This window comes from Micromonospora sp. U56, from assembly GCF_018070095.1.
GTDB lineage: Bacteria > Actinomycetota > Actinomycetes > Mycobacteriales > Micromonosporaceae > Micromonospora > Micromonospora purpureochromogenes.
This window is the reverse complement of record NZ_JAGPYL010000064.1, coordinates 15,407-38,254: the sequence shown is the minus strand read 5'-3', so window position 1 is coordinate 38,254 and position 22,848 is coordinate 15,407. Positions and strand designations below refer to the sequence as shown.

At 72.4% G+C, this 22,848-nt stretch carries 22 protein-coding genes; 17 read left to right on the top strand and 5 right to left on the bottom strand.

Annotated elements, in window-relative coordinates:
* From KBX37_RS20935 to KBX37_RS20895, 9 genes are all read left to right on the top strand, one after another.
* Positions 1–413: hypothetical protein (locus tag KBX37_RS20935; protein ID WP_374103806.1), on the top strand; the 413-nt coding region annotated here is incomplete at its 5' end.
* 82 nt (positions 414–495) lie between these two features.
* Entirely contained in the window at positions 496–927 is a 432-nt protein-coding gene (locus KBX37_RS20930) for a phage tail protein (protein WP_210777627.1), read from the top strand.
* Positions 924–1,637 (top strand): peptidase M23, encoded by a 714-nt coding sequence (locus KBX37_RS20925; RefSeq protein ID WP_210777626.1) that lies wholly within the window; start codon positions 924–926, stop codon positions 1,635–1,637. The genes KBX37_RS20930 and KBX37_RS20925 overlap by 4 nt, the downstream gene beginning before the upstream one ends.
* 9 nt (positions 1,638–1,646) lie before the next feature.
* Complete coding sequence (locus KBX37_RS20920; protein ID WP_210777625.1) at positions 1,647–3,440, top strand: VgrG-related protein; 1,794 nt, start codon at positions 1,647–1,649, stop codon at positions 3,438–3,440.
* A gap of 25 nt (positions 3,441–3,465) precedes the next feature.
* Positions 3,466–3,837 (top strand): PAAR domain-containing protein, encoded by a 372-nt coding sequence (locus tag KBX37_RS20915; RefSeq protein WP_210777624.1) that lies wholly within the window; start codon positions 3,466–3,468, stop codon positions 3,835–3,837.
* A gap of 2 nt (positions 3,838–3,839) precedes the next feature.
* Positions 3,840–4,262, top strand: a complete 423-nt coding sequence (locus tag KBX37_RS20910; protein ID WP_210777623.1) for a GPW/gp25 family protein — start codon at positions 3,840–3,842, stop codon at positions 4,260–4,262.
* Positions 4,262–6,211: a putative baseplate assembly protein gene (locus KBX37_RS20905; RefSeq protein ID WP_210777622.1), complete on the top strand. Its 1,950-nt coding sequence runs from the start codon at positions 4,262–4,264 to the stop codon at positions 6,209–6,211. The genes KBX37_RS20910 and KBX37_RS20905 overlap by 1 nt, the downstream gene beginning before the upstream one ends.
* Before the next feature lie 16 nt (positions 6,212–6,227).
* Positions 6,228–6,800: a phage tail protein gene (locus KBX37_RS20900; RefSeq protein WP_210777621.1), complete on the top strand. Its 573-nt coding sequence runs from the start codon at positions 6,228–6,230 to the stop codon at positions 6,798–6,800.
* Between the two features lie 278 nt (positions 6,801–7,078).
* Positions 7,079–7,855, top strand: coding sequence for a hypothetical protein (locus KBX37_RS20895; protein ID WP_210777620.1), 777 nt, complete (start codon positions 7,079–7,081; stop codon positions 7,853–7,855).
* Here KBX37_RS20895 and KBX37_RS20890 read toward each other — a convergent pair.
* Positions 7,792–11,346, bottom strand: a complete 3,555-nt coding sequence (locus tag KBX37_RS20890) for a BTAD domain-containing putative transcriptional regulator (protein WP_210777619.1) — start codon at positions 11,344–11,346, stop codon at positions 7,792–7,794. The genes KBX37_RS20895 and KBX37_RS20890 overlap by 64 nt on opposite strands.
* Before the next feature lie 390 nt (positions 11,347–11,736).
* Between KBX37_RS20890 and KBX37_RS20885 the strand changes: the two genes are divergently transcribed.
* Positions 11,737–12,144, top strand: a complete 408-nt coding sequence (locus tag KBX37_RS20885; protein ID WP_210777618.1) for an MmcQ/YjbR family DNA-binding protein — start codon at positions 11,737–11,739, stop codon at positions 12,142–12,144.
* A gap of 484 nt (positions 12,145–12,628) precedes the next feature.
* On the opposite strand, the gene KBX37_RS20880 is transcribed toward KBX37_RS20885, so the two are convergent.
* From KBX37_RS20880 to KBX37_RS20870, 3 genes are read right to left on the bottom strand one after another with little or no spacing between them, the layout of a single operon-like run.
* Entirely contained in the window at positions 12,629–13,192 is a 564-nt protein-coding gene (locus tag KBX37_RS20880; RefSeq protein WP_210777617.1) for a GerMN domain-containing protein, read from the bottom strand.
* Positions 13,189–14,541 (bottom strand): cell wall metabolism sensor histidine kinase WalK, encoded by a 1,353-nt coding sequence (locus tag KBX37_RS20875; protein WP_210777616.1) that lies wholly within the window; start codon positions 14,539–14,541, stop codon positions 13,189–13,191. Before KBX37_RS20875 ends, KBX37_RS20880 begins: the two co-directional genes overlap by 4 nt.
* Positions 14,538–15,209 carry a response regulator transcription factor gene (locus KBX37_RS20870; RefSeq protein ID WP_210777615.1) on the bottom strand — a complete coding sequence of 224 codons (672 nt, stop codon included), beginning with the start codon at positions 15,207–15,209 and terminating at the stop codon, positions 14,538–14,540. Before KBX37_RS20870 ends, KBX37_RS20875 begins: the two co-directional genes overlap by 4 nt.
* Positions 15,210–15,367: 158 nt before the next feature.
* Here KBX37_RS20870 and KBX37_RS20865 point away from each other — a divergent pair, with 158 nt between their 5' ends.
* The 7 genes from KBX37_RS20865 (at position 15,368) to KBX37_RS20835 (ending at position 20,275) form a co-directional block, all read left to right on the top strand.
* Positions 15,368–15,784, top strand: coding sequence for an STAS domain-containing protein (locus KBX37_RS20865; RefSeq protein ID WP_210777614.1), 417 nt, complete (start codon positions 15,368–15,370; stop codon positions 15,782–15,784).
* A gap of 22 nt (positions 15,785–15,806) precedes the next feature.
* Positions 15,807–16,163: a GlsB/YeaQ/YmgE family stress response membrane protein gene (locus KBX37_RS20860; protein ID WP_210777613.1), complete on the top strand. Its 357-nt coding sequence runs from the start codon at positions 15,807–15,809 to the stop codon at positions 16,161–16,163.
* Positions 16,160–16,750: an STAS domain-containing protein gene (locus KBX37_RS20855; RefSeq protein WP_210777612.1), complete on the top strand. Its 591-nt coding sequence runs from the start codon at positions 16,160–16,162 to the stop codon at positions 16,748–16,750. The genes KBX37_RS20860 and KBX37_RS20855 overlap by 4 nt, the downstream gene beginning before the upstream one ends.
* Positions 16,750–17,034 carry a BON domain-containing protein gene (locus KBX37_RS20850; protein ID WP_210777611.1) on the top strand — a complete coding sequence of 95 codons (285 nt, stop codon included), beginning with the start codon at positions 16,750–16,752 and terminating at the stop codon, positions 17,032–17,034. The genes KBX37_RS20855 and KBX37_RS20850 overlap by 1 nt, the downstream gene beginning before the upstream one ends.
* A 121-nt stretch (positions 17,035–17,155) precedes the next feature.
* Positions 17,156–17,467 (top strand): STAS domain-containing protein, encoded by a 312-nt coding sequence (locus KBX37_RS20845; protein WP_210777610.1) that lies wholly within the window; start codon positions 17,156–17,158, stop codon positions 17,465–17,467.
* A 325-nt stretch (positions 17,468–17,792) separates the two neighbouring features.
* On the top strand, positions 17,793–18,674 hold the full coding sequence (locus tag KBX37_RS20840) for an ABC transporter ATP-binding protein (RefSeq protein WP_210777628.1): 882 nt from the start codon (positions 17,793–17,795) through the stop codon (positions 18,672–18,674).
* On the top strand, positions 18,671–20,275 hold the full coding sequence (locus KBX37_RS20835; protein WP_210777609.1) for a hypothetical protein: 1,605 nt from the start codon (positions 18,671–18,673) through the stop codon (positions 20,273–20,275). The genes KBX37_RS20840 and KBX37_RS20835 overlap by 4 nt, the downstream gene beginning before the upstream one ends.
* 833 nt (positions 20,276–21,108) lie before the next feature.
* Here the strand turns inward: KBX37_RS20835 and nhaA are convergent.
* A complete protein-coding gene (nhaA, locus tag KBX37_RS20830; protein ID WP_210777608.1) occupies positions 21,109–22,374 on the bottom strand; it encodes a Na+/H+ antiporter NhaA in 1,266 nt (421 codons plus the stop codon).
* Between the last annotated feature and the right edge of the window lie 474 nt (positions 22,375–22,848).

The window sequence follows — 22,848 nt, the reverse complement described above, 5'->3', positions numbered from 1 at the left end:
CTGCCGCACCGACGTGGCAGCGGCCGGCGGCCACCGGGCCGCTGCCCACCGTGCACCATCCGGCGTCGACTGCCGCTGCGGGGCAGCCCGCAGCCGCGCCGGGCCCGCCCGCCCCCCGCGCCGGCGGACCGCCGCCGGCGCCGCCCGCGCCATCGAGGCCCCCCTCGCGGGGCACGGGCGGGACCGCCCAGCGCGGCCGGGTACCCGTACAGCGGAGCGTTTCCGCGCCGCCCGCCACCGGCGTGCCCCACCGGGGCGGGGGCAGGGCCGCCGATGAACTGATCGGCTCACTCGACCGCCGCCACCTCGACGAGCTGGCGCACCGGCTGATCGGCCCGCTGGGCCGGCTGCTCCGCGCCGAGCTGCGGCTCGGCCGGGAACGGACCGGCCGGCTCCTGGACGGTGGTCGGTGAAGGGCCGCCGGCACGCTCGTGCCGGCCCGATCCGGCCGGCACGAGCGACGCGAAAGGACAGTGGCACAAGGAGAGGACGAGCATGGCAACGGTCGACCCCGGTACGAGCGTCCACTTCCGACTGAGGATCGACGGGATGGATCTGGGCGACTGGAACAGTTGTCAGGGGCTCGGCTGCCAGGTGGAGGTCGAGCAGCACTCCGAGGGCGGCAACAACAGCTTCGTGTGGCAGCTCCCCTCGCGCATCTCGTACTCCAACGTCAGATTGGCCCGGCCGCTCACCCCGGACACCGCCAAGGTCGCGCGGTTCCTGTCCCAACTGCCCCGCGGCGTCAAACGGGGCACCGCCCAGATCGCCGCGCTGCGACCGGACAAGGCGGTGCTGGTGCAGTGGGCGTTGGCCGACGTGGTGCTGGCGAGCTGGGAAGGGCCGTCGTTCGACCCGAGCCGCTCCGAGGTCGCGACCGAGACCATCGAGCTGGCGTACCACGGTTTCCTGGAGGTCGGCGCGTGACCGCTGCATCCGGCAAGGTCGCCGCGTTCCTCCGGCGCTACCAGCCGCCCACCGACGGTCGCGGCCGGCCCGGCGGCGCGCTGGGCGGCCCGATCACGTTCATGTTCAACCCCAACCAGCTGACCCTCACCAAGTCGGCGAGCTGGATCACGCACATCGTGCGCGGCGCGGAGGAGGTCGGCATTCCGGAGTTCACCGGTTCCGGGCCCCGCACGCTGAGCCTGGAGGTGTTCCTGGACGTGACCGACACCCACGCCCGTACCGTGCAGCAACGGGTCGACGAGCTGTTGACGTGCCTGGTGCCGACCGCGCCGAGCATCCGGGCGAAGGCGCCGTCGCCGCCGTGGGTGAAGTTCGCCTGGGGCCAGTTCCAGACGGTGTCCTTCTACGCGTACGTCAGCAGTGTCAACGCCTCCTACACCCTGTTCGGCGCCAGCGGCACGCCGCTGCGCGCGACGTGCTCGCTGACCCTCACCGAGATCAGCGGCAACGTGCCCGGCCAGAACCCGACGTCGGGAAGCCGGTCGGCGCGGCGGGTGCACCGGGCGGTGGACGGGGACTCCCTCGCGCTGCTGGCCCACCGCGAGTACGGGGACCCGACGGTCTGGCGGGTCATCGCGGAGGCCAACGACATCGACGACCCGATGCGGCTGCGGGCCGGCACCGAGCTGCTGCTGCCGGCGACCGACGAGCTGCCGGCGCGCGGGTAGGAGAGCTCCGTGTCCGAAGGCAACTACACCAGTTACCTCGTCGTGAAGGCGCCGCGGGAGCTGCCGCCGGCGTGGGACACGAGGCTCGTGCACGCCTCGATCGAGGACAGCACGAACCTGCCGGCGTCGGCGACGCTGCGCTACCGCGACCAGAAGAGCCGGATGCTGCAGGAACTCGGCATCACCATCGGCACGAAGCTCACCGCCGCGGCGCGGACCGGCGACCAGCCCGCCCCGGTGCAGCTGTTCACCGGGGAGGTCGTCACGGTCGAGACCGAGTTCGACGGCACCGGCACGTTCACCACGATCCGCGCGCTGGACCTGTCGCACCGGCTGATGCGGGGCCGCCGGGTCGCCAGCTACTTCAACAGCAAGGCGTCGGACATCGCGGCCCAGCTGGCCAGGAAGGCCGGACTGCGGGTCGGGCGCATCGACCCGACGACCACGGTCTACGAGATGGTGACCCAGCCGAACATGACGGACTGGGAGTTCCTGCGCATGCTGGCCGTCGACAACGACGCCGAGGTGGTCATGATCGACGGGACGTTCGCGTTCCGACGGCCGGTGCGGGCCGCCACGGCGCCCGGCGCCGGTACGCCGGCGCGCCAGAGCCCGTACGTGGTCCAGATGAACGAGAACCTGCTGGCCGTACGGTCCACGGTCACCTCGATCGGGCAGCTGTCGCGGGTCACCGTCCGCGGCTGGGACGTCCAGCAGCGCAAGGAGCTGCGCGGGCAGGCGGTCACCGCCACCAGTGACGAGCTGCAGCTCTCGGTCACCCCACGCGACGTCGTGCGGCCGTTCGGCGAGGCCGAACTGCTGGTCACCGACGTGCCGTACCGCACCGACGCCGAGGTGAAGGCCGTCGCCACCGCGCTCGCCTCCGACGTGACGTCGGCCTTCGCCGAGCTGGAGGTGGGGATTCGCGGCAACCCGCGACTGCGGGCCGGCACACCGCTCACCCTGCAGGACGTCGGCGCCCCCTTCGCGGGCAAGTACACCACGACCGCCAGCCGGCACGTGTTCGGCCCGGCCAGCTTCTACGAAACCTGGCTCACCGTCAGCGGGCGGCAGGACCGCTCGTCGTACGGCCTCGCCGCCGGCGCGTCGGCGGCGGCGCGGGTCACCCGGGTACCCGGGTTGGCGATCGGGATCGTGACCGACACGAAGGCCGGACTGGACCGCCGGCACCCGGAGCGCCGGGACCAGGGCTGGGTGAAGTTGCGCTTCCCGTGGCTCTCCGATCAGTACGTCACCGACTGGGTCCGCACCGTGCAGCTCGGCGGGGTCGGCGGCGGCGGGGTGATCAGTCCCGAGGTCGGCGACGAGGTGCTGGTCGGCTTCGAGCAGGGGCTGCTCGACCGGCCGTACGTGATCGGCGGCCTCTACAACGGCGTCGACAAGCCCAGCCCGCACGACCTGCCGTTGGTCAACCCGGCCGACGGGTCGGTCAACCGGCGCTCGCTGGCCTCCCGCGAGGGTGGCTCGCGCGGGCGCAGGTCCCGGCGGGGCAACTGGGTGGAACTGCTCGACGGCAGCACGGCGCAGGCGGCCCAGGGCATCCGGCTCACCACCCAGAGCGGCGCCGACAAGCTGGTCGTCCACCTCGACCGGGCGGGCACGTCAGTGGTCGTGCGCAGCGACGGCAGCGTCGTGATCGAGGCGAAGCGGGAGGTGGTGGTGAACGGGCAGGGCATCACGCTCGACGCCGGCCGGGGCCCGCTGACGCTGACGGGACGGTCGGTGTCGGTGTCGGGCACCGCCGACGTCGACATCAAGGCACCGATCGTGCGGATCAACTGACGTGTCCGCCAGGAGAGGAGGAGCCATGCCCCAGGCGGCCCGGGTCAACGACCCCGTCAGCCATCTCGGCACACCGCTGACCCCCGGGCCGCCGAACGGCACGCTGGGGGTGCCGGCCGGCGCGGCCGTACCGGGGCTGCCCGCGAACGCCGGCTCGCCGCTGCTCGGTGTACCGAGCGTGCGCATCGCCGGCCAGCCGGCGGCGGTGGTCGGCAGCCTGTGCGTCTGCCAGCTGCACCTGTACCTGGCGCAGGGCAACCTCGTCCTGCCCGCCACGCCGCCCCCGACCACCGGCAAAGTGCTCATCGGCGGCTTCCCCGCGGCCCGTCGGGGCGACCGCGTCACCTGTCAGGCGACCATCAGCACCGGCGCCCCGAACGTGATCATCGGAGGCTAGCCGTGGCCGAACAGTTCATCGGGGCGGGCTGGGGATTCCCGCTGCGCACCGACGCCACCGGCGGCATCGCGCTCGTGACCCGCGAGCGCGAGATCGTCGAGGCGATCCACCTGATCCTGGGCACCGCGCCGGGCGAGCGCCCGATGCGGCCGGAGTTCGGGTGCGGCATCCACGAGTACGTCTTCGCGCCGGCGGACGAGAACACGGCCGGGCAGGTCGCCTTCGAGGTGCGGGCGTCGCTGGAGCGGTGGGAGCCGCGCATCGAGGTGCGCGACGTGGTGGTGGACTTCGACGCCGAGGAGGCCGGGACCCTCTACATCGACATCCGCTACGTGATCCGCGGCACCAACGACCCGCGCAACCTGGTCTTCCCGTTCTACGTCATCCCCACCCACGACGAACCCGCCGAGGAAAGTACTGCCTGATGCCGCTGCCCGCCCCGAACCTCGACGACCGCCGGTTCCAGCAGCTCGTCGACGAGGCCAAGCGCTTCGTCCAGCAGCGCTGCCCCGAGTGGAGCGACCACAACGTCTCCGACCCGGGGGTGACGCTGATCGAGGCGTTCGCCCACATGGTCGACCAGCTGCTCTACCGGCTCAACCGGGTACCGGACAAGGCATACCTGGCGTTCCTCGACCTGATCGGCGTCACTCTGTTCCCACCGACCGCCGCCCGGGCGGACGTCACGTTCTGGCTGTCCGCTCCGCAGACGCAGCCGGTCGTGCTGAGGGCCGGCACGGAGGTCGGTACCGTGCGCACCGAAACCGAGGAGGCGATCGTCTTCGCCACCTCGGCCGACCTGACGATCGTGCCGTGCGAACTCACCCGGCTGCGTACGCATCCGGCGGACGGCCGCCCGGTCGACCTCACCGACGAGCTGCTCGACGGCCGTGACGTCGCCGCCTTCTCTCCCACGCCGGCGGTCGGCGACGCCATGCTCGTGGGCCTGTCCGCCGCGGTGCCGTCGTGCGCGGTGGTGCTGAGCCTCGACAGCCGCGTCGAGGGGATCGGCGTCGACCCCCGGCAGCCGCCGCTGGTGTGGGAGGCGTGGAACGGCGCGGACTGGACGGCCTGCGAGGTCGACCGCGACGACACCGGAGGGCTGAACAGGCCCGGCGACGTGGTGCTGCACGTGCCGGCCACACACACCACCTCGGTCGTCGCCGGCCGGCACGCGGCGTGGCTGCGCTGCCGCGTCGTACCGGCCGATCCGGGGCAGCCGTTCTACTCCACCTCGCCCACCCTGCGGGCGGCCACCGCGTTCACCGTCGGCGGCACCGTCGACGCCGTCCACGCCGAGACCGTGTTCGGCGAGGCGCTGGGCGAGTCGGAGGGCGTGCCGGGGCAGCGGTTCACCGTGGCACGAACGCCGGTCATCCCCGACGACGAGCCGTTCGTGGTCGAGGTCTCCGACGGCGACGGCTGGCAGGAGTGGTCCGAGACCGACGCGTTCGGCCCGTCCGGTCCCCACGACCGCCACGTGGTGGTGGACCGCACGGCCGGCGAGGTCTCCTTCGCCCCCGCGGTCCGGCAGCCGGACGGCTCGCTGCTGCGGTACGGGGCGGTGCCGGCGAAGGGCGCCCGGCTGCGGGTGCGGCGCTACCGCACGGGGGGCGGCCGCAAGGGCAACGTGGCGCGCGGAGCGCTGTCGGTGCTGCGCACCTCCGTGCCGTACGTGACGGAGGTGGAGAACCGGGAGGCGGCCGCCGGCGGAGTCGACGGCGAGACGGTCGAGAGCGCAAAGCTGCGAGGGCCGGTGCAGTTGCGGGCGCAGAACCGCGCGGTCACCGCGCGCGACTACGAGTCCCTCGCGCACCAGGCGTGTCCCGCGGCCGCCCGCATCCGGTGCCTGCCGGCCGGTGACGGCGCCGAGGGCGGCGGGGTACGCGTGCTCGTCGTGCCCGAGGCGACGGCAGACGCGGACGAACGGCTCCGCTTCGAGCAGCTGATCCCGCCGGACGACATGCTCGCCGGCATCGCCGGGCATCTCGACCAGCGCCGCGCGATCGGTGCCCGGCTGGTCGTCGAGCCCCCCTACTACCAGGGCGTCACGGTGGTGGCCCGGCTCGTCGCCCGGCCGGACGCACCCCCGGAGCGGCTGCACGCCGACGCGCTCGCGGCACTGTACGCGTACCTCAGTCCGCTGCGCGGCGGGCCGGACGGGACGGGATGGCCGTTCGGGCGGCCGGTGCACTCCGGCGAGGTCTTCGGGGTGCTGCACCGGCTGCCCGGCGCGGAACTGGTGGAGGAGGTCCGGCTCTTCCCCGCCGACCCGCTGACCGGGCGCCGCGGTGACCCGGTGGCCCGCATCGAACTCGACCGGCACGCCCTGGTGTTCTCGTACGAGCACCAGGTCCGCGTGCACGAGCGCTGACGGAAGGGAGTCTCACATGCGCGGGGCCGTCGAGGGACTGGGCACACCGCATCCGCTGGCGCGCCAACTGCCGGCGATGTACGCCGCCGACGAGTTCGCCCAACGCCTGCTCGCCGCGCTGGACGACGTGGTCGCCCCGGTCTACGCGACGCTGGACAACCTGGCCGCGTACGTCGATCCGCGGCTCGGGCCGACCGACTTCGTCGACTGGCTCGCCGGGTGGGTGGCGGCGACCGTGGACCAGGACTGGCCGGTCGAGCGCCGCCGCGAGGCGGTGGCGCGCGCGGTGCGGCTGCACGGCATGCGTGGCACGCCGCGGGGCCTCACCGAGCAGGTGCGGGTGGCGTTCGGAGTGACCGTCGAGGTGACCGACAGCGGCGGCACCGCATGGTCGCCGACGCCGGGCGCCGACCTGCCCGGTTCGGCGCAGGCCGAGGTGACCGTCCGGGTACGGCCGGAAGACCAGCACATGGTGCCGTTGACGCGGCTGCGCGAGCTGGTCGACGCCAACCGGCCGGCGCACGCGCGGTACACGGTCGACGTCGCGGGGGCCGGGGCCACGGACGCCTCCACGCCCGCGCAGGGGTGAACGTGTCGGCCCGGATCTGCGACGAATGCGGCTCCCCGGTGACGGTCGGTGAGGCGTTCTGTGGCGTCTGCGGGACGTTCCTCGCGTGGGAGAACGGTGCGGGGACCTCCGCACTGCCGCCCGCCCCGGCCCCGGCGGTCACCGCCCCACCCAGGACCCCGCCGCCGCCGGTCCCGCCGCTCGAGGCAGCGGCACCAGCCCCGGGATCGCCGGATCGCGCCGGACCGCCCGACCCGCTGAACGGTCACGAACCGACCACGGCCGACCAGCCGAGCGCGGTGCAACCGGCGCGCCCGGCCGCGCGCCGACCGACCGTACGCACCCACGCCGACGACGGCGCCGGCCCGGACGATCTCCTGTGCCCGGTCTGCGACACCGGCAACGCCCGCGGACGCAGCTTCTGCCGCCGCTGCGGCGCGAGCCTCGTCAGCACCGCACAGCAGGCTGCCCGGCCGCCGTGGTGGCGGCGCTGGCGCCTGCCGAGACGTCGCCGACGGTGGGGCCTGCTCGGCCGGCTGCTCACCTGGCTGCTCGTCCTCGCGCTCCTGGCCGGCCTCGGGTACGGAGCCGTCGTGCTCGGTCGCAAGGCCACCGACGCGGTACGCGACCGGATCGCCAAACCCCAACCGGTGCACCCGGTCTCGGTGCATGCCTCAAGCTCGGCACGCGCGCACCCGGCCGCGTCCGTCGCCGACGGGCTGAGCAACCGGTACTGGGCACCGGCGACGACCGGCGCCGCCACGGGCGAGTACGTGGAGCTCACGTTCCCCGCACCGTTCCGGCTGCTCGACCTGATCGTGCATGCCGGCGCCGCCACCGAACAGGAGGTGTTCCTCACGCAGGCACGCCCGGCACAACTGGAGCTGACCGCCTGGACGCAGGACGGGCGTCAGCTGCGCAGGACGCTGCGCCTGGCGGACCGGCCCGGGGAGCAGAAGTTCCACTGGGTCGTCGGCGATGTGGTCCGCGTCCGTCTCACCATCGGTACGGACTACGGCGCCGCGCGTGGCCGCCGGGTGGCCCTCGGCGAGGTCGAGTTCTTCAAGCGCCCGTGAGCGTGCAGCGTCCGGGGGAAGGGGTTCGGAGCGCGCGACCTGCCGTCGGGGTCCCTGCCCGCCTCCCCGGTGACGCCGAGCGACTCCAGCACGGCCTCGTACGCGCGCCACGTCCGCTCGGCCGCCGCCGCGTCGCCGCTGTCCCGGTACGCCGACGCGAGCGTACGCCAGGCCTCGTCGCGGAACCGGTCCAGTTGTACGCTGCGGCGCGCCGCGTCGATGGCGGCGTCGTGCCGCCCGGCGTCCAGCTCGATCCCGGCGAGCACCGCCGCCGACTCGGCGGCCATCACCCGGTACCGGTCGCGTTCGACGACGACCCACTCCGCCGGACCGTCCTCGGGCAGCAGGTCACCCGAGTAGTGCGCGAGCGCGCCACGCAGCCCGTCCGCCGCCACCTCCACGCGGCCCGCGGCCAGGGCCCGACGCGCCGTCGTCACCGACTCCTCGAAGACCCGCACGTCACAGAGGCCCCCGTCGGGGACGACGAGCAGGTACGACTCACCGTCGCGGCGGATGAACCGCGACGCTGCCCGGCCCACTCCCGGCTCCAGAAACGTGCGCAGGGTGGAGATGCCCACGTGCAGGTTGCGGATACCCGCCTTGGTGGGCAACTCCGGCCACAGGGCCGCCAGGATGCGCTCCCGGTGGACCGGCCGTTGCGCGTGTACGCCCAGGAACCGCAGCAGGGTGCGCACCCGGGGACGGATCGCCGCCCAGTCCAGCCGCCGGTCGGAGAGCTCGAAGTGGAAGCCGCCGAAGCAACGCACCAGCAGCGCCCGGTCAGGGCGTGCGGATGGCTCCCCACCCGCGCGGCGGATGCCCGGTACGGGAACCGTGAATCGCAGCTCGGCGCGGGCTCGGCGGGCCGCCGAGTCGGCCGCGCACCTGGTGGCGAGGGCGAGAGCACGGCTGAACTGCTCGTGCGCGTCGGATCTCCGCCCCGCGTCGCGCAGCGCGATGCCATGGTCCAGGAGCGCCTTGGCCAGTTCCGGCCGGGCCGGCGACGCCTCCAGCGTCAGCACCGCCTCCCCCAGCAGGCGTATCCCTTCGGCGCCGCCGGTCACCACTCCGCTCGCCCCCAGGGCGATCCCGAGCGCCCGGGAGCTGCCCCATCGGCGGCTCAGCTCGAGCTGCTCGGCGGCGAGCCACCGCGCCTCGGCCGCCTCACCCAGGCGGTGGTGCGCGAGCGCGGCCCAGGCGCGCCACGGCTCGTACCCGGCGCTGCGCACCCCGACGCTCTCCAGCCCCCTGCCGTACTCGTGGAGATCGGCCAGCGCACCGCGGAGATCGTCACGGGTCAGCCGCAGAAGACCGCGCGCGGCGAGCAGCTCCAGCGGCCACGTCGAGCCGCTCACGCCGGGCGCGAAGCCGCCCCGGCCGAGCAGCGCCTCCGCCTCGTCCAACCGACCGCGCTCGATGAGGACGTACACCAGCATCGACCCGTGCAGCACCCACGACCTGTCCGGGTCGGCACCGATCTCGGCCATCAGCGAAAAGGCGCGTCGCGCGAACTGTTCGGCATCGACCAGGTAACCCGTCAGGTGACAGACCCGGCCCCGCACGGCGGCGGCAAGCGCCTCGTTGAGCCGCCAGCCCAGCCCGCGCGCCTTTCGGTCGGCGTCCGCGCAGAACGCCGGCGCGGCGTCGAGGTGCTCGGCCCGGGTCAGCGAGACGACGGCGGCCCAATAGGGGATGACCTCGTCGTAGCAGCCGGGCGGCCCGGCGGCGAGCGCCTGCCGCGCCAGCGCCACCGTACGCGCGGCCGAGATGCCCAGACGGCCTTCCTGCACCGCACGCGCCGCGGCAACCGCCCGCCGCACGGCTGGCCCCGAGTCTGCACCGAGCGCCAGTGTCCCGAGGCGGCGGTCCAGCTCCGGCGCCTGGGTCAGATCCGAGACCGTGGCACAGAGCGCCTGGAGCTGTAGGCGCCGAGCGAGTTCCGGGTCGCGACCGGCGACCCGCTCGGCGGCCCCGTCGAGCAACTCCAGCGTGTCCGCGCCCCTCCTGCCGGCGAGGAGACCATTCGCCAGCTCGGACACCACCCGCCCGCGGGTGGCCTCGTCGTCGGCCGCGGCCAGCGCCGTCGCGAGCCGCTTCATCCCGGTGGGCATGTCCACGAGGAGCTCCGCGGCCCCGAGCTCGGCGAGCAGGTCCGCGTGGGGTTGTCCGACCCGAGGCTCCCGGACAGCCCGCTGCAGGTACCCGACCGCCGTCGTGGCGTCACCCTGAGCGAGCGCGGCGCGCGCCGCCTGCCGCAGCACCGGCACGGCCCAGGGCTCACCGGCCGGTGACGCGCGCACGAGGTGCGCGGCCACCTCGGTGTCGTCGCGACCCGCCTGGTGCAACAGCCGCGCGGCGCGGGCCTGGGCGCGCCGGGCGTTCGCCGGCCCGATCTCCCGGGCGATCGCCGTGGCGAGGAGCGGGTGGACGAAGGTGAGCGGGTGCCCGTCGCGAAAGATCCGGCGGCGGACGAGGCCGTCCGCGACCTGCGCCGCCCGTCCCGGGTCGAGCCGGGCCAGCCGCGCCGCCAGGTCGGGCTCGGCTGAGCCGTCCAGCGCGGCGACGGCGCGCACCAGCGCGATCGCCGCGGGATCCGCGCGGTGCACCGGGGCGAGCAGGGAGTGCGCCATCGCCGGTGTGGCGAACTCGCCGATCCGCCGGGCCGTCAGCGCCGTGGGTGGGGCGCCACGCGCCATGATCTCGGTGAGGAGTTCGTGGAGCAGCCGGGGGTTTCCCGCGGTGCCGTGCTGGCAGACGGCCACGAATTCCTCGTCGGGTTCGGTGGCCAACGCCTCGCGCGCGACCCGGGCGATGGCCCCGCGGTCGAGACCGGCCAGCGAGAGACGACGCAGCCGCCCGGTCACCTCGGCCAACAGGGGTCTGCCCGCGCGTTCCCCGGCGGGCACCGCCGCGAGCACCCCGACCGCCGTCGACTGGCACCGGCGCAGCAGGTAGGCCAGCCACCGCAGCGAGAGATCGTCGGACCAGTGCAGGTCATCCACCACGATCAGCAGCGGCGTGTGGGACGTCGTGCGGGCCACCACCGCCCACCACCGGTCGAAGAACTCGTACAGCCCGCCGACGCCGAGCGACCCGCCACCGGGCCACGAGTCGGACCGATCACGATCGAGCGTCTGGAACACCTGCCGCGCGGCACCCAGCGGGATGCGCTGTTCGAGCACGTCCGCCGCCACCCGTGCCACGGCGTATCCCCGCAGGGTCGCCAGCTCCGCCGCACGTGCCAGCAGCGCGCTGCGCCCGATCCCGGCCTCGCCCTCGGCGAGCATGGCCGCACCGTGGCGCATCGAGAGGCCGTCGAGGAATTCGGCCACCGCGGTGAGCTCGTGGCCACGCCCCCGCAGCGGCGGCAGCTCGGCGGGAGCTTCGAGGACCGGCCCCACAGTGGACGTGCCGAGAGGCGAGGTGCCGTTCAAGGCCGTGCGGAGGCGCGGCGGCGTCGATCCGCGGGGTGACAGTCTGTAACGCGACACTGTATCGATCGTAGTGGCCGACGACGGCATGACAATGAAATCGATGTATGGCTGGTGCGATCTTTGCCACTCCCTCATGCCATCCTCCGCCGCCTCCAGCCCGCCGCCGATGTTGGTCACAGACGTCGCGGTTCTCGGCGGGGTTGCGGGGACCGTTGGTCACGCCACGACCCGATGCCTCCACCGGAAGGGAACTGTCCCTGCTGGAGACAATCGCTGAGGGCTTGCGAGATCGTTCGCTTCGTCGGCAGATGAATCCTGTTGATTCTGCGCGGTCCGCAGGTGGCGCCGTCACTTCCGGCGGGTCGTCTTGCTGTTGCGGGCCGAGGGCGGAGCGGCGCGGTGGTTAGGCTGTACGGATGCAGGGGGCGGTTTCCTGGAGCGACCTCGATGGCTGACGCCGACGATGTCCGTCAGCTGGCGCTGGCGCTGCCTCACGTGGTCGAGATCGACAGTGAAGGCTTCGACTTCCGGGTCGCCGACAAGGGGTTCGTCTGGTCCTACCCGGAGCGCAGACCCGGTACGCCGCGTCGCATTCGGACCGATGTCGCGGTGCTGTACGTCGGCGACGAAGCGGAGAAGCAGGCGTTACTCCTCGGCGAGCCGGAGGTTTTCTTCACCACGCCGGCGTATGACGGATTGCCCCTGGTCATGCTGCGGTTGGCGCGGGTGAGCGTCGATCGTCTGAAGGAGCTCGTCACCGACGCGTGGCGCATGCGTGCCCCGGACTCGCTGGTTGGTGACCTCGACGACGGCAGCGACTCGTTGAGCCCGGATCTGAGCAGAGCCGATCAGTAGGCCGAGGTAGCGCTCCCGATGCCGGAGGCGGAGCCTGCGGAAGGCTGCTCGACCACCGTCCGCGCCAGCCGCAGCAAGATCGCGCGTCCCGCACGCCAGGCCAGCACGGCAACCCGGAAGGGTCCCTATGGTGCCTCGATCAATGGGAGTCCTCGCTCCACCCTCAGACGGGCTCAGCAATGCGTTCGCCGCGATGCCCGCTGATCGCACGGGTGTAGCGCGACCCCGCCCTGTTGACGAGGCCGCGCAGCATGGCGGCTGGTCACAGCGTTCGTCTTGGTTGCCGTACGGTCCAGAGGGTCGAACGTGCACCTGGTCGTGGCGGTCTTGGTGCCGTCGTTCCGGCGATGCTCGTCAGGGCGACCGCCATCAGCGTAATGGTCAACAGGACCCGCCTCGCCTCCAGCGTCAGTACGGACACCTCGCGGCGGGGTAGGTCGATCAGCCCGAGAACCGCAGCTGGCGTCGGGGGCCGGATAGGCCGTTAGCGAGCCGCCATCAGCGGCCGGTAGTCGGCCACGCCGAGCGGGTCCGTGGTCAGTGATCCGTCGGCGCGGGGCACCTCCAGCGGTTGACCGTCGCGACGGAAGGAGACGGCGTGTACGTCGGCACGGCTGGTGAGCGTGCAGACGATCTGGCCGAAGGCCAGGATCTCATCGCTGCGCCCGCTATCCTCGGCTGCTCCGGCGACCTCGACCTCGGCGATACCACCGGTCAGCCGCGCACCCGCCTGCAGGGCGGTACCGGTCAGCGCACTGGTCAGCCTGGCCTCCCGGTCGGCCTGCGCGGGCCCGGCCAGCAGATGGCCCAGGTGAGTCGCGATGTCGGGCAGGTAGTCCACGGGGCGAACGACACGAACCAGGCGATCGTCGCGCACGAAGCAGAAGGGTTCGGCGACCCGGCCGGCGCTGGTCGGGGCGGTGCCGGCGGCCGGCGCGGCGAACGGGCCTGGCGGTGCCGACACGCGGCGGGGAGCATCGTCGACCGGCACGCCGCATCCCGCGGCGAGCATGACGCCGCAAATCATGATCAACCATCGGTACGTCATCCGACACATCCCGGCAGAAGCACCTGGAACCGGGCGCCGCCGCCGGGACGGTCGGTCACGACCGCTCGGCCGCCGTGCGCTGCCGCGTGCTCGGCAACCAGCGCCAGCCCGAGACCTGTTCCGTCGGTGCCGGCGCGGGCGTGCGCCGCCCGGCCGCGGACGAACCGGTCGAACACCACCTCCCGGTCCTGCACGGGCACCCCCGGCCCGGCGTCGTCGACCTCGATGACCCCGATGCCATTGGCGCCGCAGCTCAGGCGAATTGCGACCGGTCCCCCGCCGTACCGGACGGCGTTCTCCACGAGGTTGTGGAGGATCTGCACCACCCGGCGGCGGTCGACCCGCCAGGCCGTGCGGGCGGACGACGCCTGCACCAAGCGCTCGGGCAGTCCCTGGTTGCGGCAAACCTCCCTGGAGAGGTCCGCGACGTCCACGCGTTCCCGGTTCGCGGGCTGCTCGGTGCGGGCCAGTTGGATGAGGTCGTCGACCAGTCGTTGGAAGCGGCTGATCTCATCGGCGACCAGACCGGCCGCCATCGCCGTCCGCTCGTCGTGGTGCTCCCGACGACGCTGCAGCACGCTCGCCGCCGCCGCGAGGGTCTGGAGTGGCGAGCGCAGCTCATGACTGACGTCGGCGGCGAAGCGCCGGTTCCGTTCCAGGTGCCGGGCCAACTGCTCGACCATGTGGTTGAAGGAGGTGGAGAAGCGCGCGAGGTCCGGGTCGGTGGCGGTGTCCAGCCGGGTTTCCAGGTCACCGGCCGCGATCCGCTCGGCGGCGTCCGCGACGGCGGTCAGTGGGCGCAGGCTGTGCCGGGTGGCATACCAACCAAGGGCGGCGCCGGAGCCGGCGACCATGATCGCCACGGCGGTGAGGGTCAGCGCCACCAGCTGAAAGGTCTGCTCGACCTCGCGAAGTGAGGTGATCTCGTAGTAGCTGACCGTCGACGAGATTGGAACACCGACGAGCAGGACGGGCTGGCCCTCGGAGCGGACCCGTTGAACGGCGGGCGTACCAGAGGCGACCGTGCGCCGCAGGTCATCGGGAATGGAACTCCCGCCGATCTCGGCGCTCCGCGCATACCACTGCCCGTCGCGCTGCAACAGGGGTCGCCGGGTGCTGCCCGTGTCCAGGGAGCCGAGCACCGCGGCGATGTCGGGCGCGTCGGTGTCCAGGCCGGACCGGACGACCGCCGCGTCGAAGAAGGCCGCCCGCACGGCGGTACGTTCACGCTCCTCCAGCAGCGAGCGGCGGGTCAGGTCGTACGAGAAGAGGGCCATGGCGGCGGCGAGCAGCGACGCGCCGACGGCGAACGCGGCGGTGACCCGGGTTCGTAGTCCGAGCCGGTTCATCGCTGCAGCTTGTAGCCGAGACCGCGGAGGGTCACCAGGTGCCGGGGGTTGGCCGGATCTTGCTCGATCTTCTGCCGCAGGCGGCCGACGTGCACGTCGACCAGCCGCTCGTCGCCCGTGTCGTAGCCCCATACGCGTTGCAGGAGCTGCTGGCGGGACAGCACCTTGCCGGCGTGCAGCGCCAGCTCGCAGAGCAGGCGGAACTCCGTCCTGGTCAAGGCGACCGGACGCCCACTGACCCGCACCTCGCCGGCCTCGGCGCTGATCTCCAGATCACCGAAGACCTGGACGGACACCGGGGACGTAGCCCGTGCCCGCCGGCGCAAGGCCCGTAGGCGGGCCGAGAGCTCCTTGATTGCCACGGGCTTGACCACGTAGTCGTCCGCGCCGGCTTCCAGCGCCGCCACGATGTCGTGCGTGTCGTCCCGGGCGCTGACCACCACGATGGGTACGTCGTCGTCCCGGCGCAGCTGCCGGATGCACTCGAATCCGTCGAGTCCGGGCAGCATCAGATCGACCAGGATGTTGTCGGCAGGTTCCTGCTGGTGCCGCCGAAGTCCCTCCTCGGCGCTGGCCGCGCCGTACGCGGCGTAACCCTCTTCCTCCAGCGCGAGCAGTAGCGCCAGCCGGATCCGGTCGTCATCCTCGATCACCAGTACGGCCGTCATAGCGGCATCATCCCTGGTCCGCACTTGGATGCCCAACCCAGCGCCGGCACCGGCGGTTTTGTCACGCAACTGTCATGAACCCGCGGAATGACCTCCACGATCGGCACGCAGAGTGGTGGGTGATTCGGACGCAACGGACCGAACCAGAGGAGCCGTCAGTGACTGCCCATCACCCACTCCCACCGGAGTATCGGGTGCCCCGGGTCGAACTCGACATCGTCGAGGATCTCGACCTGCCCAACCTGTCCGAGGTCGGCGCGGTTCTGGACCGGGTGCTGTCCCTGCAGCCAGCGGAGGTGGTGATCGACTTGTCCGAGTGCCGGCACATCGACGCGGCGGCCATCGGCCTGCTCCTGGACGTCCAACGCCGGTTGAGCCGTGGCGGCGGCGTCCTCACCCTGCGTGCCCCGCACCCGCGCATCCGGCGGATCCTCGACATCGCCCACCTGAACGAGGCGCTGGGGACCGTCGCGTCGCCTTCACCTTCGCCGTCACCGCCGCCGCGAGGCCGGACCTCGGCCGGCCCGCTGGACACGGTGCGGGGACGGGCGCGGGTCACCCCGGCAGCGTCCTGACCGTGACGGAGAGGAGAGATTCGTGAGTGTCAGCGCGCTCCTCAGCGCTCTGGGCGTCGGACTCGGCATCGGCCTGGTGGGGCGGCTCGTCCTGCCCGGTCCGAAGGCCGCTCCGGTGTGGCTGACCGTTGCGCTCGGCGTGGCCGCGGCGCTGCTGGGTTCCGTCACCGCCCGTCTGATCGGCGTCGACGTCGAACAGTGGGCACCGCACCGGTTGCTGGCCCAGGTGGGCTTCGCCGTTCCCGCGGTCGTCCTCGGGGTGTTTACCGCCGGACGTCGGCGGACGCCGGAGAGGGCGGGTCATCAGGTCGACCGATCAGAGGATCTCAAGGGCGGCGGCCGGATGCGGGGAGGCCGGCCGATGAGGGGACAGGCATGACGGTTGTACCGGCGGAGAACCTGATGAGCATGATCTGCGACGGCTGCGGTGACACGGTCACCGGGGCGGCTCATGTCCTGCCCGACGCCGAGGTGGTCTGGACGCTGGTCTTCGACAACGGGTGGACCGGCTCAGCCTTCGCCTCCGGGCCGCACCACTGCCCCCGATGCTCACTCAGCCCCGAGCTGGGCGGCAGCGAGTCGGACCTGAAGAACCCCCTGGGCATCGATGACCTGGACGTGCAGGAAGATCGGCCGATTGCAGAGTTGGACGCGGCGGAGTCGGTGCGGCGCGCGTTGTCCGAAGCGGTCACCCTCGGCCCGCAGGTGCTCGTCGATCTGGGCGAGGTGGCCACGATCGACTCCGTGGGCCTGGGCCTGCTCGTTCGGGCCCACCAGGACGCACGGCAGGAGGGGCGGGCGCTGTGTCTGGTAGCGCCGTCCCGATTCGTCCTGACCGTGTTGCACACCATGCGACTGGAGCAGGTCTTCCCCGTCTTCCCCACCCGTACCGCCGCCTTCCGGCACTGCACCCGAACAGTCGGGGTATCGACCCGGCCGGCCCCGACGAAGGAGGCGGCACGGTGATGCCCTGGCCCTATCCCGAGCACAATCCCTTCCCCAGCGGTCATCACCCGCTGGAGGAGGACCTGCGCCTCGCGGCGTTGGTGGCTCAGCGGCTGAGTATCGACTGGACCACCCGCCGGCAGCAGATCGCGGTGACCGTGCAAAACCGGGTGGTCATCCTGACCGGCATGGTCACCGACCAGGCGACCCGGCGGGCCGCCGCGGAGCTCGCCTGGGACATTCCCGGCGTCTTCGACGTGTGCAACGCGCTGGCGCTGTTCGTCCGGGGTCGTGGCCGCCGGTGAATCCACACTGTCCACAAGGTGTGATGCCCGCTGGCCCGGTGGCGGCCTCCCCTGCCACGCCTGTCGCTCCGGCCTGCCGATTCGCCCGGACCCGGGACCGCCGTCATGGCGAAGGGCGCTGATGTCGTCACTGTCGATCACGTCGACCACCCGGGCCGCCGGCACCGTGGTGCTGATCCTGCGCGGCTCGCTCGGTCGCGCCGACACCAGCGCTTTCGCCGGCGCCGTCGGCCGTCTGCTGCGCGCACACCGCCCGAGTCGCATGGAAGTGGACCTGTCCGGACTGCTGGAGCTGGAGCCGGGTACGGCCGAGGCAGTGCTCGCGGTGATTCGGACAGCGTCGCGGGAGGGCACGGAGATCGTTCTGAGCCACGCACCATCGGCCGTGCGACAGCAATTACGGTCAGCCGGTGGGGAGCGTCATCTGGCCTGATCGGACCTGAGCGCTCGACCAACGACGCCGACGCGCCTGACGGCGAGGGCCAGCACCGCCTGAGGCAGCATGCGATGTCTCGGCGGGCCTTGGCCGGGCAGGCTGGCGGTCGGCGCACGCCCACGCCCGGGACGGCGCGTGCACCCACGTCGGCTTCCTCGCAGTTGCGTCGGGAGGCTGCCCGAACTCAACCAGGCTCGACCCGTCATGCCAGGCACGTCGGTGACTTCCGCACGTACCGAACTGTGAGTACGGTGATGGGCGGTGCGCCGGGAAGCCTGGTCGGCAGTCCTGATCCGCATACGTCGGAAGGCCCGCCGTGCCCATCCCCGCCATCCGCACCGACCAGCTGAGCAAACACTACGGAGCGGTCCGCGCTCTCGACGGGTTGAACCTGACCGTGAACGCCGGTGAGGTGTTCGGATTCCTCGGCCCCAACGGCGCCGGCAAGTCCACCACCATCCGCCTGCTGCTTGGCCTGGCCCGTCCCACCGCAGGCCGCGCCTGGATCTTCGACGTCGACGCCGGCGACGTCGCCGCCGCGCACCGGCTGCTGGCGTACGTGCCGGCCGATGTGGCGCTCTGGCCGCAGCTGACCGGCGCGGAACTGCTGGACCTGCTCGCCGCCACCGGCCCGGGCATCGACTCCGACTACCGCGACGACCTCGTCGCCCGGTTCGACCTCGACCTGTCCCGACCGGCCCGCACCTACTCCACGGGCAACCGGCAGAAGGTGGCGCTCGTCGCCGCGTTCGCCACCCGCGCCTCCCTGCTGGTGCTCGACGAACCGACCAGCGGCCTGGACCCGCTGATGGAACTGCAGTTCCGCCGGGCCGTCACCGAGGCGCGCGAGAACGGGCAGACGGTCTTCCTCTGCTCCCACCAACTGGCCGAGGTGGAGGCCGTCTGCGACCGGGTAGCGATCCTGCGGGCCGGTCGGCTCGTCGACGTTGCGACGGTGCCCGAGCTGCGGCGGCTGCACCGCAGCGAGGTCATGGCACAGTTCACCGGTCTCGCCCCGAATCTGAGCGACGTGCCCGGTATCGAACTGCTCGACCAAGCGGATGGGATGCTGCGGTTCTCCCTGGCCGGGCCGCCCGCTGCGGCGCTGCGCGCCCTCGCCGCCGCCGACGTCACCACCCTCACCGTGCGGGAGCCGAGCCTCGAGGAGATTTTCCTCGACTACTACGGCCGGGCCGACCGATGAGCCTCTCCCAGCCGGACGCGGCCCGCCGTGCGGTCACCCGCCTCGCGACACGCCAGGTGCGCCGTCCGGCGCTCCTCGTCGCGGCGGTGACCGTCGGCATGTCCACCCTCGTCGTCACCACCTACACCCGCACCGTCGGCGACGCCACGGCTGCCCAAGCGCTGGCCGCGCTCGCCGGCAACCCGGCGATCCGCACCCTGTTCGGTGAACCCGTCGCCCTGGACACCGCCGGTGGGTTCACCGTCTGGCGCACCGGCACCGTCCTCGCCGTCCTGCTCACCACCTGGGCTGCGCTGGCGACCACCCGGCTGACCCGGGGCGAGGAGGAGAACGGCCGGTGGGACCTGCTGCTCGCCGGCCGGCTGACGCCGGCGAGCGTCCTGGGCCGACACCTCGCCGTGTTCGCCGCGGCGATGGCGCTGACCGGGATCCTGCTCGCCGGGGCGTTGTCGGCCGCCGGCACTGCGCCGGTCGGGGCGTTGCTGCACGCCACCGGCCTGGCCCTGGCCGGCACGTTCGCCGTCGCGGTGGCGGCCTGCGCCGCGCAGGTCCTCCCCACTCGCGCCGGGGCCAGCGGCGCCACCCTGGCCTTCCTCGGCGTCGGGCTGCTGGCCCGCATGGTGGGCGACGGCGTGCCGGCGTTGGCCTGGCTCCGCTGGCTGCCTCCGTACGGGCCGCTGGCGCTGACCCGTCCCTACCGGGACGACCGCTGGGCTCCGCTGCTCGTGCTCGCGCTTGCCGCGGCGGTGCTGGCGTACACCGCGCTGGCCCTGGCGGCAACGCGGGACATCCGGGCCGGACTGCTGCGCCCGCCCGCCGGCCGGGCACCCCGCCGGTGGCTGCTCGGCTCGGTCGGCGCCTTCGCCGTCCGGCGCATGGCGCAGCCCCTCGCCGGCTGGTCGATGGGCATCGGCGCGTACTTCCTGCTGATCGGCCTGCTCGCCGACTCCCTCACCGGCTTCCTCACCGACAACCCCCGCTTCGCCGACCTCGCCGCCCAGGCCGGCTTCGCCGGACTCGGGAACGTCCGCGGCTACACCGCCACCCTGTTCGCGCTGCTCGCTATCCCGATCGGCGCCTTCGCCACCGCCCGCCTGGCCGCCTTCGCCGCCGCGGAAACCGCCGGACGGCTGACCCTGCTGCACGCCGGACCGGTCACCCGCGCCCGGCTGCTGACCGCCGAAATCAGCACCACCGTGGCCGGCGCCGCCGCGCTCGCTGTTGTGGCCGCGGTTGCGACGTGGGTCGGGGCGACGGTGGTCGGCGCCGACCTGTCCATTGCCGCCGCCCTCGCCGGCACCGCCAATGTGCTGCCGGTCGCGCTGCTCGGCGCCGCAGCCGCCAGCCTCGCGCTCGGCCTGGCGCCCCGCACCGTGGCCACCATCGGCATGCTGCCCACCGCAGGCGGATTCCTGCTCAAGGTCACCGCCGACAGCGTTCACGCCCCTGCCTGGGTCGGGTGGTTGTCGGCCTACCGGCACCTCGCCGCCGTGCCGGACGCAACACCGAACTGGGCAGGGACCGCCGTCATGCTCGGCGCCGCCTTCGCCACTGGGGCCGCAAGCACATGGTCATACACCCGGCGCGACCTGAGGTCCTGACGCACTTTTCCACGTCGTCCCAGCGACAGCACCGCCACTGCCGGCACCCGAGGCAGTGGATTGGAGCCGGAGGGCGTGGAGATCGTGGCGGACAGCCCGTCAGCGATCGGGCCGCGCCTTGGGCGGAAAGGCCCAGAAACGGTCCATCGGTTGTGCGCCCCGGCTTGTGCGCCGGACACCGGTGGTGGATTTGTCCCACGTCACCAACTCGGTGACCTGACCGGCGGGCCCGGGACAACCGGACACCATTAGCTGGCCGTCGCCTGCTCCTCCGCGCACTACCCGTCCGCAGCTCGCCCGGTCAGCCAAAGCGAACCGAAGTGGCGATCCGTCCCCGTCGCGGCGCGCCGCCGCCACCCTCGCGCTCGGCCTGGCGCGCCGCACCGAGGCCACCATAGGCATGCTGCCCACCGCAGGCGGATTCCTGCGCGCCGTGATGATCATGGTGTCGACATTCGGCTGGCACTCAATCCGGCAGAGGCGCTCAAGCCGATGCCGTACGGCAAGATCGCCGTTCACTATCAGGGGTCGGTCGCGCAGTGGAACGCGGAGCTGTTTCCGTGGCGCCCCCGTGGCCTCGTCCTCCTCGTGTTGCCGGGTGGAGACCTGAGTGCCTCCTGACCGTGCTTGCCAGCCGGTCGGTCGCGACGGGCCTCGCCGTCCTGGGGGTCGCATTCCGAAACAGACCTGTCGCCGGCCGTTACCAAGGGCCGGCTGGCTGCGTCTCGCCCGATCCGGCTAGCGGCGAACGCAGCGCGCGCATCGCCGCCGCCGTGACATCGCCATCCGCCGGCTAGCGTTGCTTGTCGGTCCGGCAACTGTCCGGTATCCGGTCAGTGTTCGTCGCGCTCCTCGAGCGCGCAGATCTCCTGGTAGCGCCGGTTTCGCATGCGTAACAGAATCGCGGCCAGCAATGCGGAGAGCAGGGAGCCGGTCAGCACCCCGATCTTGGCGTGTTCATCCCGTTCGGAGCCGGCACCGAACGCGAGTTCCCCGATGAGCAGCGAGACGGTGAATCCGATGCCGGCCAGCATGGCGAGCCCGAGCATGTCCCACCACCTCAGCCCCTCGGCGAGCCGGGCGTGGGTGAACCGCTGCACCAGCCAGGTGGCGCCCAGCACGCCGATGGTCTTTCCCAGCACCAGGCCGGCGGTGATCCCGAGGGCGACCGGGTCGCCGAGGCTTCGGGCGAGTCCACTCCCGCCAGCGATGGTGACTCCCGCGGAGAAGAAGGCGAAGATCGGCACCGCGACGCCCGCGGATAATGGCCGGAGGCGGTGCTCGAAGTACGTCGCCGGTCCGGTACCGAAACCTTCGGCGCGGCGGGCCACTGGAACCGTGAAGGCGAGCAGCACCCCGGCCACGGTAGCGTGCACCCCAGAGGCGTGGACCAGGGCCCAGGTGGCCACGGCGAGCGGGAGTAGCAGCCACCAGGAGCCGACTCGGCGCTGTACCAGCGCTCCGAAGAGGGCGAGTGGGGGCAGCGCCAGCAGCAGCGGTATCGGGTGCAGCGTATCGGTGTAGAAGACGGCGATGATCACGATCGCGAAGAGGTCGTCGACGACCGCGAGGGTCAGCAGGAAGGTGCGCAGCGCGGCAGGCAGGTGGGTGCTGATCACGGCGAGCACGGCCAGCGCGAAGGCGATGTCGGTGGCGGTCGGGATCGCCCAGCCAACCAGCGCTCCGTCATCGAACCTGGCGTTGATCGCCAGGTAGATCAGCGCGGGGAGCGACATCCCGCCGAGCGCGGCGGCGATCGGCAGCACCGCCAGCCGGACATCGCGCAGGTCGCCGGCGATGAACTCCCGCTTGAGTTCCAGGCCGGCGACGAAGAAGAAGATCGCGAGCAGGCCTTCGGCCGCCCACTGCCCGAGGGTCAGGTCCAGGTGCAGACTGGCCGGGCCGACCTGGAACTCACGCAGTTGGTGGTAGGTGTCGCGCCAGGGGGTGTTGGCCCAGATGATGGCGAGGATCGCCGCAACCAGCAGGAGCGCACCGCCGACCGTTTCGGTACGCAGGATCGCTCCGATGCGGCGTACCTCGGGCCAGGTCCCTCGTCCGACCAGTTCAATCGGCGGCTTGGCCGGCGGAGTCGGCATGCGGCACCTCCGGGCAGGGTCAATGAGGAACAGTCTTCCCGGCACACCGGCACCTACTGTTGCGATCGGCGAGATCCGACCAGAGGGCGGACCCACGGCTCAGAGACCTGTTGGGTGACGTGGACGAACGAGTTCCGCGTCTGATGAGCGACGGCCTGTTAGTGGCCATGAACCGCTCCACCGGCAGCGGAACGCCGACTCCCGGCTCACGCGCGACGCGTCTTGGGTCAGAAGGCGTTGGAGTCAATGGGTGCCAGCCGCAGCGGCAGCCACCAGGGCCAGCCCTCGAGGCCACTGTCGCGGTGACGGGTTCGCGAGGCAACAAGGTCGGCAGGGCGGCCGACTAAAGATCCTTCGGCTCGAGATCATCAGAAAGTGGGGGAACTTCCCCTTACCGCTGCGGTTGACATCGCAGGCGCAGAAGAATGGTGGTGTGGCGGGCGGGTCCGGGCTTGACGGGGATCCCTCGCTGCT